Origin of the sequence: Chryseolinea sp. T2 (genome assembly GCF_037203685.1) — a bacterium.
Taxonomy (GTDB): domain Bacteria; phylum Bacteroidota; class Bacteroidia; order Cytophagales; family Cyclobacteriaceae; genus Chryseolinea.
The window spans coordinates 59,389-77,372 of the sequence record NZ_JBBCAU010000002.1; the positions used below are offsets into that span (position 1 = coordinate 59,389).

The 17,984-nt window shown below is 48.3% G+C and carries 12 protein-coding genes; 9 read left to right on the top strand and 3 right to left on the bottom strand.

From position 1 onward, the window contains the following. Positions 1-35: 35 nt before the first annotated feature. From WBG78_RS05240 to ligD, 3 genes are all read left to right on the top strand, one after another. On the top strand, positions 36-1,178 hold the full coding sequence (locus tag WBG78_RS05240; RefSeq protein WP_337325334.1) for a ligase-associated DNA damage response exonuclease: 1,143 nt from the start codon (positions 36-38) through the stop codon (positions 1,176-1,178). Continuing rightward, on the top strand, positions 1,179-2,756 hold the full coding sequence (locus WBG78_RS05245; protein WP_337325335.1) for an ATP-dependent DNA ligase: 1,578 nt from the start codon (positions 1,179-1,181) through the stop codon (positions 2,754-2,756). Between the two features lie 299 nt (positions 2,757-3,055). Then, positions 3,056-5,947 (top strand): DNA ligase D, encoded by a 2,892-nt coding sequence (gene ligD, locus WBG78_RS05250; RefSeq protein WP_337325336.1) that lies wholly within the window; start codon positions 3,056-3,058, stop codon positions 5,945-5,947. 169 nt (positions 5,948-6,116) lie between these two features. Here the strand turns inward: ligD and WBG78_RS05255 are convergent, their stop codons facing one another. Both WBG78_RS05255 and WBG78_RS05260 read right to left on the bottom strand, forming a co-directional pair. After that, complete coding sequence (locus WBG78_RS05255) at positions 6,117-6,953, bottom strand: class I SAM-dependent methyltransferase (RefSeq protein WP_337325337.1); 837 nt, start codon at positions 6,951-6,953, stop codon at positions 6,117-6,119. 85 nt (positions 6,954-7,038) lie between these two features. Continuing rightward, positions 7,039-7,833 carry a helix-turn-helix domain-containing protein gene (locus WBG78_RS05260; RefSeq protein ID WP_443092777.1) on the bottom strand — a complete coding sequence of 265 codons (795 nt, stop codon included), beginning with the start codon at positions 7,831-7,833 and terminating at the stop codon, positions 7,039-7,041. Between WBG78_RS05260 and WBG78_RS05265 the strand changes: the two genes are divergently transcribed. The 5 genes from WBG78_RS05265 to rpsA all read left to right on the top strand — a co-directional run bounded on the left by WBG78_RS05265 (position 7,741) and on the right by rpsA (position 13,471). Then, positions 7,741-8,106 (top strand): hypothetical protein, encoded by a 366-nt coding sequence (locus tag WBG78_RS05265; RefSeq protein WP_337325339.1) that lies wholly within the window; start codon positions 7,741-7,743, stop codon positions 8,104-8,106. The two genes, WBG78_RS05260 and WBG78_RS05265, sit on opposite strands and share 93 nt — an antisense overlap. A 60-nt stretch (positions 8,107-8,166) precedes the next feature. Then, on the top strand, positions 8,167-8,577 hold the full coding sequence (locus WBG78_RS05270; protein ID WP_337325340.1) for an OmpA family protein: 411 nt from the start codon (positions 8,167-8,169) through the stop codon (positions 8,575-8,577). A gap of 285 nt (positions 8,578-8,862) precedes the next feature. Further along, positions 8,863-9,555 carry an ABC transporter ATP-binding protein gene (locus WBG78_RS05275; RefSeq protein ID WP_337325341.1) on the top strand — a complete coding sequence of 231 codons (693 nt, stop codon included), beginning with the start codon at positions 8,863-8,865 and terminating at the stop codon, positions 9,553-9,555. Positions 9,556-9,598: 43 nt separating this feature from the next. Continuing rightward, positions 9,599-10,951 carry a TolC family protein gene (locus WBG78_RS05280; RefSeq protein ID WP_337325342.1) on the top strand — a complete coding sequence of 451 codons (1,353 nt, stop codon included), beginning with the start codon at positions 9,599-9,601 and terminating at the stop codon, positions 10,949-10,951. Between the two features lie 513 nt (positions 10,952-11,464). Then, positions 11,465-13,471: a 30S ribosomal protein S1 gene (rpsA, locus tag WBG78_RS05285; protein ID WP_337325343.1), complete on the top strand. Its 2,007-nt coding sequence runs from the start codon at positions 11,465-11,467 to the stop codon at positions 13,469-13,471. A gap of 128 nt (positions 13,472-13,599) precedes the next feature. On the opposite strand, the gene WBG78_RS05290 is transcribed toward rpsA, so the two are convergent. Then, positions 13,600-14,214 carry a hypothetical protein gene (locus WBG78_RS05290; protein WP_337325344.1) on the bottom strand — a complete coding sequence of 205 codons (615 nt, stop codon included), beginning with the start codon at positions 14,212-14,214 and terminating at the stop codon, positions 13,600-13,602. Between the two features lie 460 nt (positions 14,215-14,674). Between WBG78_RS05290 and WBG78_RS05295 the strand changes: the two genes are divergently transcribed. Next, positions 14,675-17,878 (top strand): TonB-dependent receptor, encoded by a 3,204-nt coding sequence (locus tag WBG78_RS05295; RefSeq protein ID WP_337325345.1) that lies wholly within the window; start codon positions 14,675-14,677, stop codon positions 17,876-17,878. Positions 17,879-17,984: the final 106 nt, after the last annotated feature.

The following is a 17,984-nucleotide window of genomic DNA, read 5'->3' on the forward strand; positions in this document are numbered from 1 at the left end:
GAAGGTGCTGCCTGATTCAATAAAAATTTACTGCGATGGCGCTACTGGAGTTTACGTCGGAGGGAATTTACTGTCCAAAGGCAGGCGTATATCTCGACCCGTGGAAGCCTGTAAAGAAGGCACTTATCACGCATGGACATTCTGACCATGCGCGCTGGGGACATCAGCGCTACCTCTGTACTAAGGCGGCTGCTCCGGTAATCCGGCATCGGCTCAATCTTACGGACAATCTTGAGACCGTCGACTTCTATGAGAAGATTTTCATCAATAACGTAGAATTCTCGTTTCATCCGGCTGGTCACATTCCAGGGTCGGCACAAATACGAGTATCAGACGGGGGAGAGGTATGGGTATTCAGCGGAGACTACAAACTTGAGCATGACGGGATATCGGAACCCTTCGAACCGGTAAGATGCCACACCTTCATTACGGAAAGCACTTTCGGCCTGCCCGTCTATAACTGGAAGCAGCAAAAGGAAATTTTTAATGACATCAACGATTGGTGGAGAAAAAATCAATCTGCGGGTAAGGTGTCCGTTATTGCGGGCTATGCATTGGGCAAGAGTCAGCGCATACTTCGGAACGTTGATCCTTCAATAGGCCGGATCTTCTTACACGGCGCCATCCGCTCAGTTACCGCTTTATTTTCTTCAGTGAAGGATCTCCCCGAAACTACATACGTCTCACCGGAGATGAAGAAAAAGGAATTTGAAGCCGCACTGGTGATATGTCCACCGTCTGCCCTCGGAACGCCGTGGCTCAGAAGGTTTGATCCTTATTCTCTTGGCATTGCATCCGGGTGGATGGGACTTAGAGGTGCGCGAAGAAGGAGAGGAGCTGACCGGGGGTTCGTACTTTCCGATCATGCAGACTGGCCTGCGCTTAACCTGGCCGTTAGAGAGACTGGTGCGTCAAGGGTATTCGTTACCCATGGCTACTCTTCGATCTTTGCTAAATGGCTGACCGGACTTGGCATTGAAGCCCATGAAGTGAGAACGCAATATGAGGGTGAGCTGGGAGAAATTGCAGAAGGCGGCGCCGAAGAGAATAAGACTGTCGGCGAACAGGGTGAAGAGAACAAGCCTGTCGGGGAATCGATTGATCCTGGAGGCGCTGGTTCACAGGATGTCCCGGGATCCGCCTTACGTTTAGATGATGAAGAGAATCACGATATCTGAATGAAGAGGTTCACGCAGCTTTTTACCGCCCTCGATCAGACGACAAAGACTCTTGAGAAGATCAAGGCCCTTGTTGCTTATTTTGAGGTAGCTCCCGACGGGGACAAGCTGTGGGCGATTGCTATCCTCTCTCATCGGCGACCGCGCCGCACGGTGAACGCTACGTTGCTGGCAACATGGGCCTCCGAGCTGGCCTTGCTGCCCTCCTGGCTGTTTGAAGAATCTTATCACGTGGTCGGTGATCTTGCAGAAACGATTACCCTCGTTCTGCCGCCGCCAACGGAAGTCTCCGATGAATCGCTCACCTACTGGATTAACTTCATCAAGTCGCTCGAACCACTCTCCATTGATGAAAAGCGCGCGCGCATAGTCGGTGCGTGGATGCGCCTTGCATCGGGCGATCGGTTTGTCTTCAACAAACTTATTACCGGAAGCTTTCGAATCGGAGTCTCCCAATCGCTTATGGTTAAAGCATTGGCGCAGCATGCCGGCGTCAGAGAGAACACCGTTGCACACCGCCTCATGGGGAATTGGTCACCAGTAGACAACACCTACAAAGACCTTGTGCTCTCAGAGGAAACTCATGATGACTCAAGGCCCTACCCATTTTATCTTGCCTATGCGTTAGAAGACGAAGTGGAGTCCCTCGGGAAGCCCGAAGACTGGCAGGCCGAATGGAAATGGGATGGCATCAGAGGACAAATCATCGTAAGGAACCAAAACCTCTTCGTTTGGTCCCGGGGAGAAGAGCTTGTAACAGATAAGTATCCTGAGTACGTGCCATTGCTGACGACGCTACCGCAGGGCGTTGTCCTCGATGGTGAAATACTTCCTTATAAGGACGGCAGGCCGCTGCCGTTCAGTGTGCTTCAAACGCGTATAGGAAGAAAGAACCTTACACCAAAAATCCAGCGCGACGCCCCCGTTGCTTTTGTCGCCTATGATTTGCTGGAGTACAACGGGGTCGATATACGCGAATGGCCCCTGTATCAGCGACGGGCTAAACTTGAAGAAATCGCTCTGGGAAGCCCCTCTTCTCTTCAGCTCTCTCCGATAGTAAACTTTACGACATGGGAAGATCTCCGTCGGGAGAGGGAACGTTCACGCGACATGCTTAGTGAAGGCATCATGCTCAAGCGCAAAGACTCGATATACCGCGATGGCCGCCGCCGCGGTGACTGGTGGAAGTGGAAGATTGATCCACGTACCGTTGACGCAGTGATGATCTATGCCATGAGCGGTCATGGTCGTCGCGCGAATTTGTATACCGATTATACATTTGCCGTCTGGAACGACAATCAATTAGTCCCATTCACCAAAGCCTACAGTGGTCTTACCGACGAAGAAATACGGGAAGTGGATCGGTGGATAAGGCAACACACTATTGAAAAATTCGGACCTGTCAGAAGCGTCACTCCACAACTCGTTTTCGAAATTGCCTTTGAGGGCATTGCGCGTTCAACACGTCATAAATCGGGTATCGCTTTGCGCTTTCCGCGCATCGCCAGGTGGAGAAAGGACAAGCCACCATCCGAGGCGAATAAACTGGAAGATCTGATGAAGTTAATCGGCAAATGAAACTACCTGACTTGTTCGTCGGGAACACCATCGGGTGAAAGCCCTTACAACCGGCACGGTTTTTTAGACTTTTATTTCGCGCATGCAAATGATATATTAAATGGTGTTCGACATTCATCTGGCGCCACTGCAGCTAAGAAGTTTTGTGGATTTATTTCTGCAGAATGATGTAAATGTATAGTGGTCGGGTGGTGGATAACATTTGATGTGATCTGAAAAAATAGAATTCCATAATTCTTCCCCGGGCGGGTTCTTCAGGCATTTTATACGGACTGAATTGTTTAACAAAAATCACAGCGATGTCACTTGTCAGATACAAAAAGAAAAGGTCCTTCGAAGAAACTCCTGAACCAACGGGAGGGCAATCGTCGGGCTCAAAGCTTCGGTTCGTTGTACAGAAACACGACGCCTCACATCTTCATTATGATTTTCGGTTGGAGATGGAGGGCGTATTGAAAAGCTGGGCGGTGCCCAAGGGGCCTTCCCTCGATACCAGCGTTAAACGGCTCGCCATGATGGTTGAGGATCATCCTTTCGACTACCGGACATTTGAAGGCGTAATTCCAAAGGGAAACTATGGTGCAGGAACAGTAATGGTTTGGGATGAAGGATTCTATCAACCCGCCGAATTGGACAAAAAGACGTCTAAAGAAGAGATGGACAAGATGCTTCGGCGTCAACTGCATAGCGGTAAGATCAAATTTGTACTGAATGGAAAAAAACTGAAAGGACTGTTCGCACTGGTGAAGGCCAGCGGGAGAGGCGAGAACTCGTGGCTCCTGATGAAACTCGATGATAAGTATGCATCGTCAGATGATGTTCTTTTGCATGATCGATCTGTCGTATCACGGCGGACGATGGCAGGCATCGGCACGCATCCTGCGCGCATCTATGGAGAGAAATCACCTTCATTAAAGCGAACGAAATCCACTTCAGCAAAGGCAAAGGAATCCTCTGTAAAAGCTGCGAAATCAACTCCCGAAAGAGGTGCCAAATCGTCTTCAGTAAAACGCGCGGGCAAATCGTCGGTTAAACGAGTAGCAGGAAAGAAGGCGATCAATGCGTCAACGAGGCAAGCGGTGAAGCAACCAGGACGCACAAAGGCTCAAGCTAAGAAACGAACCGTTGCAACCTCCCGCAGAATCACTCCCAAACGTTCTAAGGCTGGAGATATTAGCGGTGGACGAAATGTTAAACCATCCGGATCTCCTAAAGGCAAATTCCCGTCACTTCAGCCCATGCTGGCAACGCTGGTTGATAAACCATTTCATAAGGAAGGATGGGTTTACGAAGTTAAATGGGATGGGTATCGCGCACTGGGATTTGTTCAGAATGGCAATGTTGAACTGATGTCGAGGAATGCCAAAACATTCAATGAAAAATTCTATCCCATCTACGATGAGTTGTCTCAATGGAATATGGATGCAATTGTAGATGGCGAGGTATTAGTACTCGACGAACGCGGCCACTCAAACTTTGGAGCACTGCAAAATTGGAGAAGCGAAGCGGATGGCATGTTGATTTATTATGTATTCGATCTTCTTTGGTTGAAAGGTACCGACCTTACGCACCTCCCATTGACAGAACGAAAGAAGATGCTCGCGAAAGCCATTCCCTGGAGTGATTCCGTAAGAATGAGTGAAAGCTTTGAGATGTCGGGAATTGAACTGTATGCTGTTGCGGATAAGCTCGGTCTTGAGGGATTGATTGCAAAGCGTGCGGACAGCATTTATGAGGCAGGCAGAAGATCGCCAGACTGGCTGAAGATAAAAGTAAAGAAACGTCAGGAAGTCGTCATTGGTGGATTTACCCTGAATGAAGGTTCGGACAGAGCATTCAGCTCGCTGCTTGTTGGGGTACATGACGGTAAACAGTTGACGTATATCGGTAAGGTTGGCACTGGATTCAATGGCGAGATGCAGACAGACATGATGAAACAATTCAAACCACGCATAGTTTCTGAGTCACCATTCGACGTCGAGCCGGATGTCAACAAGCCATCCCGTTTCAGACCGTCGCCACCGGCAGCAAGGGCAACATGGCTCAAACCTGAACTTGTGTGTGAAGTAAGTTTCACAGAGATGACCAGCGATGGCGTTATGCGGCATCCGTCCTTCGAGGGAATGCGCGATGATAAGAAGGCATCAACAGTTGTCCGTGAAACTCCAATGCCAACCGAATCCTTAGTAAACGATGAACCTATGGCCAAACGAGTCGTAAAAGCAACAACGAAACAAGCCCGTAAAACATTGTTGAATCCAAAAGATGAAACACAGGTGCGCGAAGTAGGCGGGCACGAGCTAAAATTCACAAACCTTTCGAAGATATACTGGCCTGAATCAGATGTGTCGAAGCGTGAAATGATCAATTATTATTATCAGGTTGCGCCCTATCTGTTGCCCTACCTTAAGGACAGACCTCAGTCACTGAACAGATTCCCGAACGGAATCAACGGCAAGAGCTTTTATCAGAAGGATGTCACAGGTAAAGTGCCCGATTGGGTAGAACGATTCCTATATCACAGCAGCGATTCAACCGAGGACAAGCATTTCATGGTTCCTCAATCCGAAGCCGATATTCTGTTGATGGCAAATATGGGATGCATCGAACTTCATCCCTGGAGCAGCACAATTCAAACCCCTGACAATCCGGATTGGTGCATCATTGACCTTGATCCAGGAAAGAACACTTTTGACCAGGTGATTGAAGCTGCGCTGGTAACGAAGGATGTTCTCGACGAGATCGGCCTGAAGTCGCATTGCAAGACCAGCGGATCTACCGGCATGCACATCTATATCCCCATGGCAGCGCAATACACCTATGAGGAATCCAAGGAGTTCGCGCGTGCAGTCGTTACGGTAGTCAATCAGAGGATCCCGTCGTTTACAAGCATCGAACGCATCGTATCGAATCGCAAAGGCAAAATGTATCTCGACTTTCTCCAGAACAGACCCCAGGCAACTCTCGCAGCGCCGTATTCACTGAGGCCGAAACCTGGCGCAACAGTATCCATGCCGTTGTACTGGGAGGAAGTAAAGAAGGGTTTGACGATGAAGGACTTTACCATCTTTAATGCAGTAGAGAGACTTCGCTCTGAGGGCGATATCTTCAAGCCGGTTATCGGTAAAGCAATTAAACTGGAAAAGCCCGCTAAGAAGCTTGAGGCTATGCTGAAGGAGTCGAAAAAGTGATCATGTCGACTGGCGAAGCGGTGTCACCGGCTACCAACGTAAGATTGCAATTGATAACCGGTGAATATATACATTAAGAATTCAGGATTTCGTTGCCTGACTTTGTCAAACGTCTTCGACTGTGAGTTGGTTGTTATACAACGGGACCGCTATTCGGAAATTTCTGAAATCAACACTGAACAGTCACCCTTAGAAACGTCGCAGGGATGGAGGTGCAGTTTTCGTTAGGGTGCCTGTTTTGCTTCCTGAATAAGTCCTGCAGTTCAGCAAGAAGCTGTTGCTCCTTACCCTCCTTCTGTGCCGCTTCAAATGCATTCATTGTAGGGCCATAGTAGTATCGGAACTTATCAAGAAACGTGGAGGAGGGAAATGCAGCCTGGAATGTAAACGTATCCTTTTCGAAGGAAATGTTTTCCTTGCTGATACCAGCCTTTTCGAAGCGATCGATCACCTGATCTTCAACACCCCACAGCATCGGACTGATAAAACCGGCAGGAGGAGCGGGAGTATAGGCCGAACTGATCTTGAGGATCTGGGCCACGAGCGTTGGGTCACCGGGTATCCAGTTGCCCATCACAATCTTTCCTCCGGGTCGTGTAACACGAACCATTTCACTCGCCACATCGTAAGGCCGTGGAGCAAACATGGCACCGAATACGGACACAACCATGTCAAAGCTATGGTCTTCGAGATTTTGGAGAGCAGAGGCATCGCCTTCTTCGAATCTGCAATTAGAAAGACCCTCGCTTTCCGCACGACGATTTCCGGCTTCAACAAGGTTGGATGCTATGTCGACGCCGAGCACCCTGGCTCCAAGTCTTGCTTCAGGCAGCGCAGTTGTACCGTCACCACATCCGAGGTCAAGCACACTCATTCCCTTCGATACACCGATCTTTTTTACGAGTTCTTCTCCACTCTCTCTCATGGTCGCTGCCAGTTGAGTGAAATCTCCTTTTTCCCACAAAGCTTTGTTTGGATTCACAGGGGTCATTGTTTTAGTTGACATGGTTATAAGTTGTTTTACTCCTATGAACGCTAAAGTGTATGCAGTGTTAGCCGCGTAGCTTTACTGAGAAGTCCAAAGAGTTGACTCAGAAGTTCAATTCATCGGCCATCATCCTTACAGCCGTGGGAGGTGTACCAAAATATTGACGAAACGCTCGGCTGAAATGCGAAGCACTTTCAAATCCGCTTTCAATGGATGCTTCACGTACAGTCTTTCCAACATTTGTAAGCAAGTGCAACGAATGATTAAGGCGTTTTTCAAGTAACCACTTTCCGGGTGTTGTATGATACAGGTTTTCGAAGTCACGCTTAAAGGCGGAGAGACTACGCGCCGCGAGTCGCGCAAATTCTTCAAGCTTCAGGTTGAAGCAGAAGTTTGATTCCATCACTTCCTGCAATGTCATTGTACGCGGCTGCTGGAGGAGTGAACCAAAATATCCACAGAGGTCTTCATTCGCTTCATTGTCAACCAGCGTCAGCAGCAACTCTTTGAACTTAAGAGAGAGCAACGCTTCATCAGGCTTTCGCTGGCTGCCAAAATACGGTATCATGGAATGAAAGAATGCCTGCATGATAGCGCTGTTGTCGATCGGAATAATGAGGTCCGATGTCTTCTTAAGGCGCGTTATGGTGTTTGCCTTCTCTTTCAGTGTTTCGGCAATGAACTCGTCCGGAACGAAGAAGAACATGAAGCAGGGTGCGTCATCGGAAGTATGCTCAACGATACAGGCTCCCTTGCGGACGAATAAGCAATCTCCAGTTTGTAAACGATAAGAACCCTGTGAGGTGTGCCATACTTTACAGCCATCGACCGCATATACGATGTAGTTGCAGTGGCTCCAGACATCCTCCGTTTTATTTTGCGTATTGCAATGAAACAGCGTGACAAGCGAATCACCGCTTTGGAGCTGCCTGTAATAGTCAGGTTTGTTTCTTATGTTATCGTAAACGTTGAACACGGGTTTTGGGGAACGTTCGATGCCACTGTTACGACGGGAGGAGGCATAGGGTTTCCCCCAAGTGGAACCAACCTGGTTACACGAGCATATAGGGATCCTGATTCGAACCATCTATCAAATCTGAATGCCAGAGTTGCCAAATCGGAAGAGCCATTTTATGCAAGCGCCACCTTTCAGATCGGAGATCGAATCTGAAGTAACAAGATTAAAGAATAAGGAATTGTTCATGTTGCTGCATATCGCTAACTTAATGACATGAAGCAGCTCGCAGTATTTTTTGTTCTGCTTTCGTGCGCGATCACCGCCATCGCGCAGCAGGATGAAATACGCAAGAGCATCTATTTCGGAGGCGGCAGCTACGACGTCGATGAAGATCAGGCCACACAACTTTTCGACTGGCTTGACTCGATACCAAACCTTCTTGATAAGTACGATATCCACCTGATCAGCCACACTGACCCGATCGGCGGGCGCGAGTACAACGAATGGCTTTCGAAGATGCGGAGCGAAACGGTTCAGCAGCTGTTGTACCAAATGGCCATCCCCGAACATAAGATATCGATCAAGGACTGGGGCCTCGAAAATCCCGTTTATAGCAATACAACCTATCGCGGTATGGAAATGAACCGTCGTGTGGATGTGATCCTGTATCCGATCATTTTCTGAAGCATTACAAGTCCCTGATAATCCCTGGGCCTGGCCCTCTGCCGGTATTGATTTCAGGCCTGTAAAGCTTCACCGCGCGCCTTGCGCGCGACCCCGACTCTCCAAATCTCCACCTCAAAACCTCTCCAAATGACTTGTTCGTTTTAGGACACCTATTTGCACATTCGGACGGAATGATCGCCGGTAACCATTAAATTCGGCCTTTACATAGGCTCCGGACCCATTGGCACATTTGTTGGCTTTGGGGTGCCGGGGCTCGTTTCATACACCCTAAACGGCACATTCATGATAAAACTGAACGACATCGACAAGTACGTCGACTCCCGCTTCCAGCGGACATTTGTATTAAAGGGCGTCAACCTGACCGTAAATCAGGGAGAGTTTCTCACCATCATGGGACCCAGCGGCGCGGGCAAATCCACACTGATGAACATCATCGGTATGCTGGATGAACCATCTGCCGGCGAGTATTATTTCTTCGACGAGCCTGTGCATAAGATGAAGGAGAAACAGAAATCCGATATGCACAAGAACTACATCGGTTTCATCTTCCAGGCATATCACCTGATCGATGAACTTACCGTTTACGAAAACATTGAAACACCACTGTTGTACAAAGGTGTGAGCAGCGCGCAGCGAAAAAGCATGGTTGCTGAAATGCTCGACCGTTTCAACATGGTGGCTAAGAAAGATCTGTTCCCTGAACAACTTAGTGGCGGGCAACAACAATTGGTGGGCATCGCCCGTGCCATTGTTGGTCAACCGAAATTATTGCTGGCAGATGAACCTACCGGAAACCTGCACTCAGATCAGGGTCGCCAGATCATGGAAATATTCAAGAAGCTGAATGATGAAGGCATAACCATCATCCAGGTAACTCACTCGGAGGAAAATGCGCGGTATGGTAAGCGCATCATCAGAGTGGCGGATGGCGCTATCGTTGCAGATGAGCAGGTAGTGGAAAGTGCAAATGCGTAGATAATTCTGGAATTCAGAGGGGAAAAGAAAGTTTAAAATGTATATGAGGTACTTATCGGCTGTTGCTGTTGGTTGTTCGTTATTATTGAATTCTTTGTCGGGTATTGCCCAGGACAATTCGATCAGGGTGTTATCATTTAAAGATGCCGTAAAGCTTGGCATGCAAAACAACCTGGCACTTACTCAGCAAAGGAACCAGTTAGAATACACGGAAATCAACAAGACGTCAACTTTGCTTCAGATGGGACCATCCGTGCAGGGAAATTGGGATCTTTATCGCACTGATGGTAACTCTTTCAACCCGAACGAGGGACAAGTGGTGAATGGTGTGATCGACTACGTAGGCGGTTCGGTAAGCGCTTCAATGCCGGTGTTCACTGGCTTTGGAATGCTTAATACCCACCGTGCTGCGAAGAATGCCAATGAAGCACAACTGCATCAGGTCGTGCGATCAACGCAGGATGTGATGCGTGACGTTTCAAATCAGTACCTGGCCTGCCTCCGCGATCGCGAGCTGATTAAGGTAGCCGATGAAAACGTCCGTACACAACAGGCAACGTATGATCAGATCAGCGAACAGGCACGCCTTGGTGCAAAGGCTGAGGCCGACATGGTCAACCAGGAATATTTGCTGAGAAATGCCGAGCTGCTTTTGCTGAGAGCACAAAACACTTTCAAGAACGACAAAGCGACATTGGCAGTAACGATAGGAACCGATCCTGCAACGTTCGATGTGGGTGAAGTTGATTGGGATATAAATGCTCAAATCCAGGATTCTACCACCCTTGAAGAAATGTATAAGGTGGCGGCTGATCGTCGCAGTGATCTGAAGCAGGCTTCATATGCGGAACGCTCTTTCCAATTCGGATATGCAGCCACAAGGGGTAGATGGTTCCCAAATGCTTATGCTAACATACAGTACGGTTCGCGTTACAACTATGTGCAGGGTGAAGACAATCGAAGCTTCCATGATCAGTTTTACACTGATAACACGCAGTTGAACTACGGTGTCAGCATTACGATCCCGATTTGGAATGGTCTGTTGACCAGAGCACAGGCAGCGTCGACAAGAATGCAGTATCGAAATGCAACAATTCGCCGCAAGAACGTAGAGGTTGTTGTGAAGTCTGATGTCCTTTTGGCTTACCAGAACTTTGCAGATGCCCGTTCTAATTACAAAACTTCCCAGTCACAGCTTCGGGCCGCAGAACTGGCCTATCGCATGGAGAAGGAGCGTTATGACCTTGGAATTTCCAACATCGTTCAATTGTCTACCGTGAACCAGACTTACGTCAAGGCACAGGGTGACATGGAGAATGCGAGATTCGGCCTGATGTTCCAGCGCATCCTCATCGACTACGCGATGGGCACTCTGCAGATGGAGGACATCCCTTAGAAATTAAGAATTAAGAATTAAGAGTTAAGAAATAGTTGCCAGCCTTCGGCTGATTGCACGTCATAACCCCGCACATGCGGGGTTATGATGTTTAAAGGACACCCTGATTGTGACAACATGGCACACTAGGTAGGTCAGATTCTTTCCGTGGGCTTTCGATCGAACCTCAATAAACCCTTGACCGAAGGTCAATAAAACCTACAACTCCTTTTTGAGGAGAGGGAATGCTGTCGCAATAAGCCCCTCATGGTTGCGTTTTTTCTTCTTTACCTCCTCAGATGCGCTTCCGAACTGACTTATCGTCACATTCGCGTGAGCTCTTCACTCCGCTCTCACCCTCACCCTCACTCTTCTCCTATAATTCTTAATTCTTAACTCTTAATTCTTAATTCTTTCCTACCTTTGCACCCCTGCTTAAGTAAGCAGGCTGGAGGTCCAACGTGTTGGCCATCAGTATCTAAAACTAAGTTGCATTCGTCGGCCCGCCGGGTGCATGTAAATCAGGGTTTAATCATGGCTAAAGCCTCAAAACCGGGTGAAAGACCCAGAAAACCTGCTCCATCTGCAGCAGACGATGCAGCGAAAGCAGCAGCGAAGAAGGAAAAGTCAACAAAGATCGAGGTAGACGAAGACGATCCGTTGGCAGAGATCAGATCCGCTCAGAAGGAAGAAATCTCAACAGAAGCCATTCCGGTTTCTGAACTCAAAAAAGCAAAGTACGAAAAGCAGATCCCTGGTCAGTTCGACTTTGAAGCATTCGACTCTAAGGGGTTCGGCGAAGGATACTCGAAAGAGAAGAAGGCCGAAATGGAAAAGATGTACTCCGGTACGGTTACATCTGTTGATTCTGGCGAAGTTGTAAAAGGAACTGTTGTAGGTATTAACAACCGCGACGTGATCCTGAACATTGGATTTAAGTCTGATGGTCTCGTGCCACTGGCTGAATTCAAGGAAATGACTAACCTGAAGATCGGTGATGTAGTTGACCTCTTCATTGAAGAGCGTGAAAACGCAATGGGTCAGCTCGTTCTCAGCCGTCGCAAGGCGAAACTTGTGAAAGGATGGGAATACGTTCAGGAAGCTCTCGACAAGGACCTCATCATTGAAGGCTTTGTTAAGCGCAGAACTAAAGGTGGTCTTATTGTGGATGTGTATGGCATCGAAGCGTTCCTTCCTGGTTCGCAGATCGATGTTAAGCCTATCCGCGATTTCGATATCTATGTTAACAAGTCGATCGAGGTGAAGGTTGTGAAAATCAACTACACGAACGACAACGTAGTTGTATCGCACAAGGTGCTCATCGAGAAAGACCTCGAGCAGCAAAAGGCCGTTATCCTCACCAACCTCGAGAAAGGTCAGGTATTGGAAGGCGTTATCAAGAACATGACAAACTTCGGTGTGTTCATCGATCTTGGTGGCGTAGATGGTCTCCTCCACATCACAGATATCAGCTGGGGTCGCATCAACCATCCGGAAGAAGTATTGAAGCTCGATCAGACCGTGAAGGTTGTTGTTCTCGACTTCGATGGCGACAAGAAGCGTATCTCTCTTGGTATGAAGCAACTTACGCCTCATCCATGGGATGCACTGCCTGCTGAAATCCAGGTTGGCTCGAAAGTTAAAGGCAAGATCGTTAACGTTGCTGACTATGGCGCGTTCCTCGAACTTCAGCCTGGCGTTGAAGGCCTCATCCACGTAAGCGAAATGAGCTGGTCACAACACCTGCGCAATCCTCAGGACTTCATGAAAGTGGGTGATGAGGTTGAAGCAGTTGTGCTGACACTCGATCGCGATGAGCGCAAGATGTCACTTGGTATCAAGCAACTCACTGAAGATCCTTGGACAAGACAGGATGTTCTTACTAAGTACGCTGTGGGTACACGCCACAAGGGTATCGTTCGTAACCTTACTAACTTCGGTCTCTTCATCGAGCTCGAAGAGGGTATCGACGGTCTCGTACACGTGTCTGACCTGAGCTGGACTCGTAAGATCAAGCATCCTTCAGAGTTCGTGAAGGTGGGTGATACAATGGAAGTACAAGTGCTCGAGCTCGATGCAGCTAACCGCCGCCTCGCTCTCAGCCATAAGCACCTCGAAGAAAACCCCTGGGATACTTTCGAGACGATCTTTACGATCGGTTCAGTGCATAAGTGTACTGTTATCAACAAGAACGACAAAGGTGCTATCCTCGAATTGCCGTATGGTATCGAAGGATTCTGCGCAGCTAAGAACCTTGCAAAAGAAGATAACTCGAAGGCAGAAGTTGGAGAGTCACTGGATTTCAAAGTCCTTGAATTCTCTAAGGAAGACCGCCGTATCGCGTTGTCGCACAAGGCGACATGGTCTGCAGAAGAAGATCGTCCTGCACCGGCAGCCGGTAAGGGTGGTAAGAAGCCTGCAGCTGGAAAGACAAGCACTGTGCAGTCAATCAATCAGCAGTCTGAAAAGTCTACGCTGGGAGATCTCGATGCACTTGCAGCCTTGAAGGAAAAAATGTCTGGCGGTGATAAGTCAGAATAAGATCTGATAGTTTTACAGGTTTGGAAAGGTGACCAGTTAATGGTCACCTTTCTTATTTCTATAGGTTTCGCACACACTCACTCTGATTCTTCTCCTCGCTCTCACACTACACACTCACTCTGATTCTTTCAGTTCTGTCTTGGTACGGTCGTTGACGGCTGCTGCTGCAGACTGTTCTGGTTGCCATTATTAGGTTGGCTTAATTGATTGTTTGGTGTTAATGATGGCTGCATCATTGTCGGAGTAGTTATTGAGCTTCCTTGCGTTCCCGGAGCCTGCGGCTGAGTCTGACTTGGATAAGACAGAGCAGGCGCCGTTGAAGGTGTAGCCGTTGAACCCGCCGGCGTCGACTGAGGTACGGTAGGGTTAGTCGGTGTTACAGAAGGTGTCTGGCTGGAAGAAGGCTGTGCTCCGGAATTATAGGTATTGCTTCCCGTTGTGCCAGGTGCAGCTGGCGTTGTTCCCGGGATCGTGTTCATGGTTCCCGTTGTCCCCTGACCAGTTGTTCCTGATTGGAAGGTAGTTCCGGATTGAGTTGTCCCCGATTGAGTTGCTCCCGGTTGAGCAGTACCGGACTGTAGTGTCGTGCCGGATTGGAATCCCGTAGCAGCAGGGGTGGTCTGATTCAAGCGTGAGTCCTGGGTTTGAGGATTTTGAGTGTCCTGCGTTGTTTGAGCAAATGCTGAAACACTCAGGAGAAAGCCGCACGCGGCAAGTGATATTGTTTTTATGATCGTTTTCATAGCTGTTGTGTTTAAGTAACTGATTCTATATGTGCATTCAATTTTGTATGCATGCATCGGTATAAAACATGCATCTGACGCAACAGGCATCCAATTCCTGTATGCATCTACATTGAATATTCATCTTGAACATTCATCTCATCTCTTTCAACATGCATATCATCTTCAATGTGCATATCGTCCACGCATCTATTCATACGCATCTGAGACTCCGAAAAGACTATGCCAGACTCAATTGCGCGTTATGACAAGCATCCGGTGAAGGTTCAGCTATCTCTTTGGCGACACCCTTCCACAAGTCTGCATTGTAGACCTAATTACCCAATCGATTTTCAGATTAATGATTCTTAACACTTTGGAAACTTTACGGGCATCAGCAATTAAGCAACGGTAACGCTAGGGTAACATATAGATTACGTTGGTTGCATTTCTTGCGCCCAAATCCACTAACTCTAACTGCATGAATCATTACTACCGTTTTGTAATCTTCGTGTGTTTGCTATTAAATGCTGTTATAGCCGACGCACAGACAACGCACGCTACTATTTCCGGAAATGTTGGCGACCAGAAAACCAACGCTATGGCTGGAGCAACAGTCATGGTCAGGAACGAATCCACCGGTTTTACAACAGGTACCCAAACCAATGCACAGGGAGACTTCCTGTTTAAACAAATGCCTCTTGGCGGACCCTATACTGTGACGGTCTCTTTCATAGGATACTCAGAATTTAAACAGACGGGATTTGTTCTTCATCAGGGCGATGCCATTCGAATTAAGGCGAACCTGCAGGAATCGAACGAGACACTCAACGCAGTGGAGGTTCAGGCATCAAGCCTTCACAATCAGATTGAGAACTTTGGCGCATCAACATCAATATCCGCCAACGACATCAATAAGCTTCCCGTAAACGGACGAAACTTCACGTCCCTTATGGACCTGTCGCCACTCAGTCGCGGCGGTAACATTGCCGGTCAGCTTGGCTCTTCAACAAACTTTACCATCGACGGCATGAATGCCAAGAATCCTACCTCGGCAGGTTCAACAACGAGCAGAAGTGGTGCACCCTATTCTATCTCCATGGAAGCCGTGAGAGAATTTCAGGTTGTGACCAATGCCTATGATGTCACTTATGGAAGAAGCGGTGGCGGTACTGTTAGCGCTGTTACTAAATCAGGAACGAACAAATTTTCGGGAAGCCTCTTTAACTACAGCCGCGCCGACTGGATGTCCAGCAGGTACGACATACGTGGAAACAAAAGCACCGCTGACTTTGCGACAAATCAATTTGGTTTTACGCTTGGAGGTCCGATCATCAAAGACAAGCTCCACTTCTTCGTGGCATGGGACCATCAGCAGGACAGCCGTCCCCTCATCATTGCAGACATTCAGAGTCCGGCCGATGAAAACCGTTTTAATATTACCACATCGACTCTCGATCGCTTCGTAAATATTGCCCGTAATGAATACGGAGTATCTCAGGATGATCAATACGGTAGCTTCGACAAAAAGCGCGGATCAGATGCAGCCTTTGCACGTATCGACTGGCAGATCAATGACAAGAACCTGCTCACCATTCGCGACAACTATACGCGCGATATGAATAAGCTGGGCCTTGCCGACAATACTGCGATCAATATCCTGGAGTCGTATGGTAACGACTACAACGTTGATAACAGCATACTCGCATCGTTACGTACATCCATCAAGCCTCGTCTCACGAACGAAGCAAAGCTTCAATACCTCTATACTTATCAGAAGAGCAGCCCCGGCGATCAGTTGCCTGAGGCGAACATTCCAAGGAACATTGTAGAAGGCGTTGTGTCGACACTGAGCGATGGAACTACACGTTCAACAAACATACAGATGGGCGGTCACCGTTTCGCGCAGGAATCCTTCAAGAACCATGTGATCCAGCTGATCGATAACATTTACCTGAGCACGGATAAAATCGACTACACCTTTGGTGTTGACTTCATGTACACAAGTGCGCATTCTGTTTACGGCAGCGAGGTAAACGGCAGATTCCATTACACTGTTGATGCCGCTGCAGGAAAGGATGCCCTCGCCAAGTTTGAAGCTTTGCAACCCTACCGCTACTACCGCGAGGTTCCTTTGATGGACGACTGGGGTGTAAAAGGAAACATATTTAATGCAGGTATCTACGGACAAATGTCGACATCGCTGTTCACAGGATTCAATGTGACAGCCGGTCTTCGTTATGACTATGCCTACTATCCGACGTCGCCCCTTAACCAGGAATTGTATGATGAATTGGGTATCCGCACCGACAATCGCTTAAAGTCTTCAGTGCTGCAGCCGAGATTGCAGGTTACCTGGGACGTAAACGAAAATCATAAAGACATCATCCGGATAGGCGGAGGCATCTTTGCATCCGACATCAACAACTACGTACTGATCAATAACCTGACGTTCGATGGCAAGCACCTTGCAACGGTGGACGTACGTGCCCCGAATATTCCAACTCCAGACTTTGCCGCATATCGTAACAACTACGGAAGCATCCCTACACTTGATGCCTTTCAGTTGCCAACCATCAACACGAATGGTGCTGACGCAAAGGTTCCTGTGATCTACAAGGCAAATGCATCTTATCACCATTTTATCAACGAACGACTTAAGGTCGGTGTAAGCGGCTTTGCAACATTGGGACGCAATAACTACACCTATGTTGATCGCAACATGGTTGATGATCCATACTTCACACTGCCTCAGGAAGGCGATCGTGGCGTATACGTGCCGTTGAATACCATGCCAGCGAATGGCGCAGGCGACTGGCTTAAGGGTCGTAAAAGCACAAAGTTCGGACGTGTTCTTGAACTTGTAAGTGAAGGAGAGATAAATCAGTATGCGCTGGTTGCTGATGTTACCTATCAATACTTCAAGGATGGGGTTTTCAATGTAAGCTACACCTGGAATGATACCAAAGATAATACCTCGTTCAATGGAAACGTGGCCAACACTGCGACCCTTTCATTGCCTGTGAGAGACAATCCCCGGGACTTGAGTCAAATGACTTATTCCGACAATCAGTTTCGTCATAAGGTTGTGTTCTACGGATCAGCCCCTTCGTTCTGGGGTATAACGGTAGGGGTACGCTATTCCGGTATCGGTGGCACGCGTTATTCACTGCTTTCCGGTGCAAACAGCAATGCCGACTTTGTATCGAGTACGAACGACCTTGCTTTCATCTTCGATAGAAACAGCGGCAGCGTTCCGGAGAATGTCAGAGCTGGCCTTCAGGCAGTGCTTGATAATCCGAACGCGAGCCAGAGCGTGAAGGATTACATCACGAAGTATTCTGGCAGAATCGCCGAACGCAACGGAGGCGTGAATGGCTTCTACGGAATTTGGGATCTCAGGGCCTACAAGAAGTTCAACATCAACGAGACACATGGAATCGAACTTTCAATTGACATCTTCAACGTTGCCAACCTTCTTAACAAGGAATGGGGTAGAAACGAGTCACTGGGTTCTCAGGCACTTTATGCTCTTGGAATTCCGGCTACAGCAACGTCGCCGGCAGTTCCCGGATTTGATGCGGCAAACCAACGCTTCAACTACCGCGTGAACACCGCGGGTGTGGTGACGCCATCAGGCAACCCGTATCAGTTTCAGGTGGGGCTGAGGTATAGCTTTAATTAGAATTAAGAATTAAGAATTATGAATTGGGGGGTCGGGGCTTTGCAGCCCCGCCTTCACCCTTAATCCTGATCTAAGCTTCACTCTCACTCTCGCTCCCACTCTCACT

What these genes read in the sequence shown, in the direction of transcription:
- WBG78_RS05240 (WP_337325334.1), top strand. Translation starts at nt 36, where the DNA reads ATGGCGCTACTGGAGTTTACGTCGGAGGGAATTTACTGTCCAAAGGCA.
- WBG78_RS05245 (WP_337325335.1), top strand. Translation starts at nt 1,179, where the DNA reads ATGAAGAGGTTCACGCAGCTTTTTACCGCCCTCGATCAGACGACAAAG.
- ligD (WP_337325336.1), top strand. Translation starts at nt 3,056, where the DNA reads ATGTCACTTGTCAGATACAAAAAGAAAAGGTCCTTCGAAGAAACTCCT.
- WBG78_RS05255 (WP_337325337.1), bottom strand. Translation starts at nt 6,953, where the DNA reads ATGTCAACTAAAACAATGACCCCTGTGAATCCAAACAAAGCTTTGTGG.
- WBG78_RS05270 (WP_337325340.1), top strand. Translation starts at nt 8,167, where the DNA reads ATGAAGCAGCTCGCAGTATTTTTTGTTCTGCTTTCGTGCGCGATCACC.
- WBG78_RS05275 (WP_337325341.1), top strand. Translation starts at nt 8,863, where the DNA reads ATGATAAAACTGAACGACATCGACAAGTACGTCGACTCCCGCTTCCAG.
- WBG78_RS05280 (WP_337325342.1), top strand. Translation starts at nt 9,599, where the DNA reads ATGAGGTACTTATCGGCTGTTGCTGTTGGTTGTTCGTTATTATTGAAT.
- rpsA (WP_337325343.1), top strand. Translation starts at nt 11,465, where the DNA reads ATGGCTAAAGCCTCAAAACCGGGTGAAAGACCCAGAAAACCTGCTCCA.
- WBG78_RS05290 (WP_337325344.1), bottom strand. Translation starts at nt 14,214, where the DNA reads ATGAAAACGATCATAAAAACAATATCACTTGCCGCGTGCGGCTTTCTC.
- WBG78_RS05295 (WP_337325345.1), top strand. Translation starts at nt 14,675, where the DNA reads ATGAATCATTACTACCGTTTTGTAATCTTCGTGTGTTTGCTATTAAAT.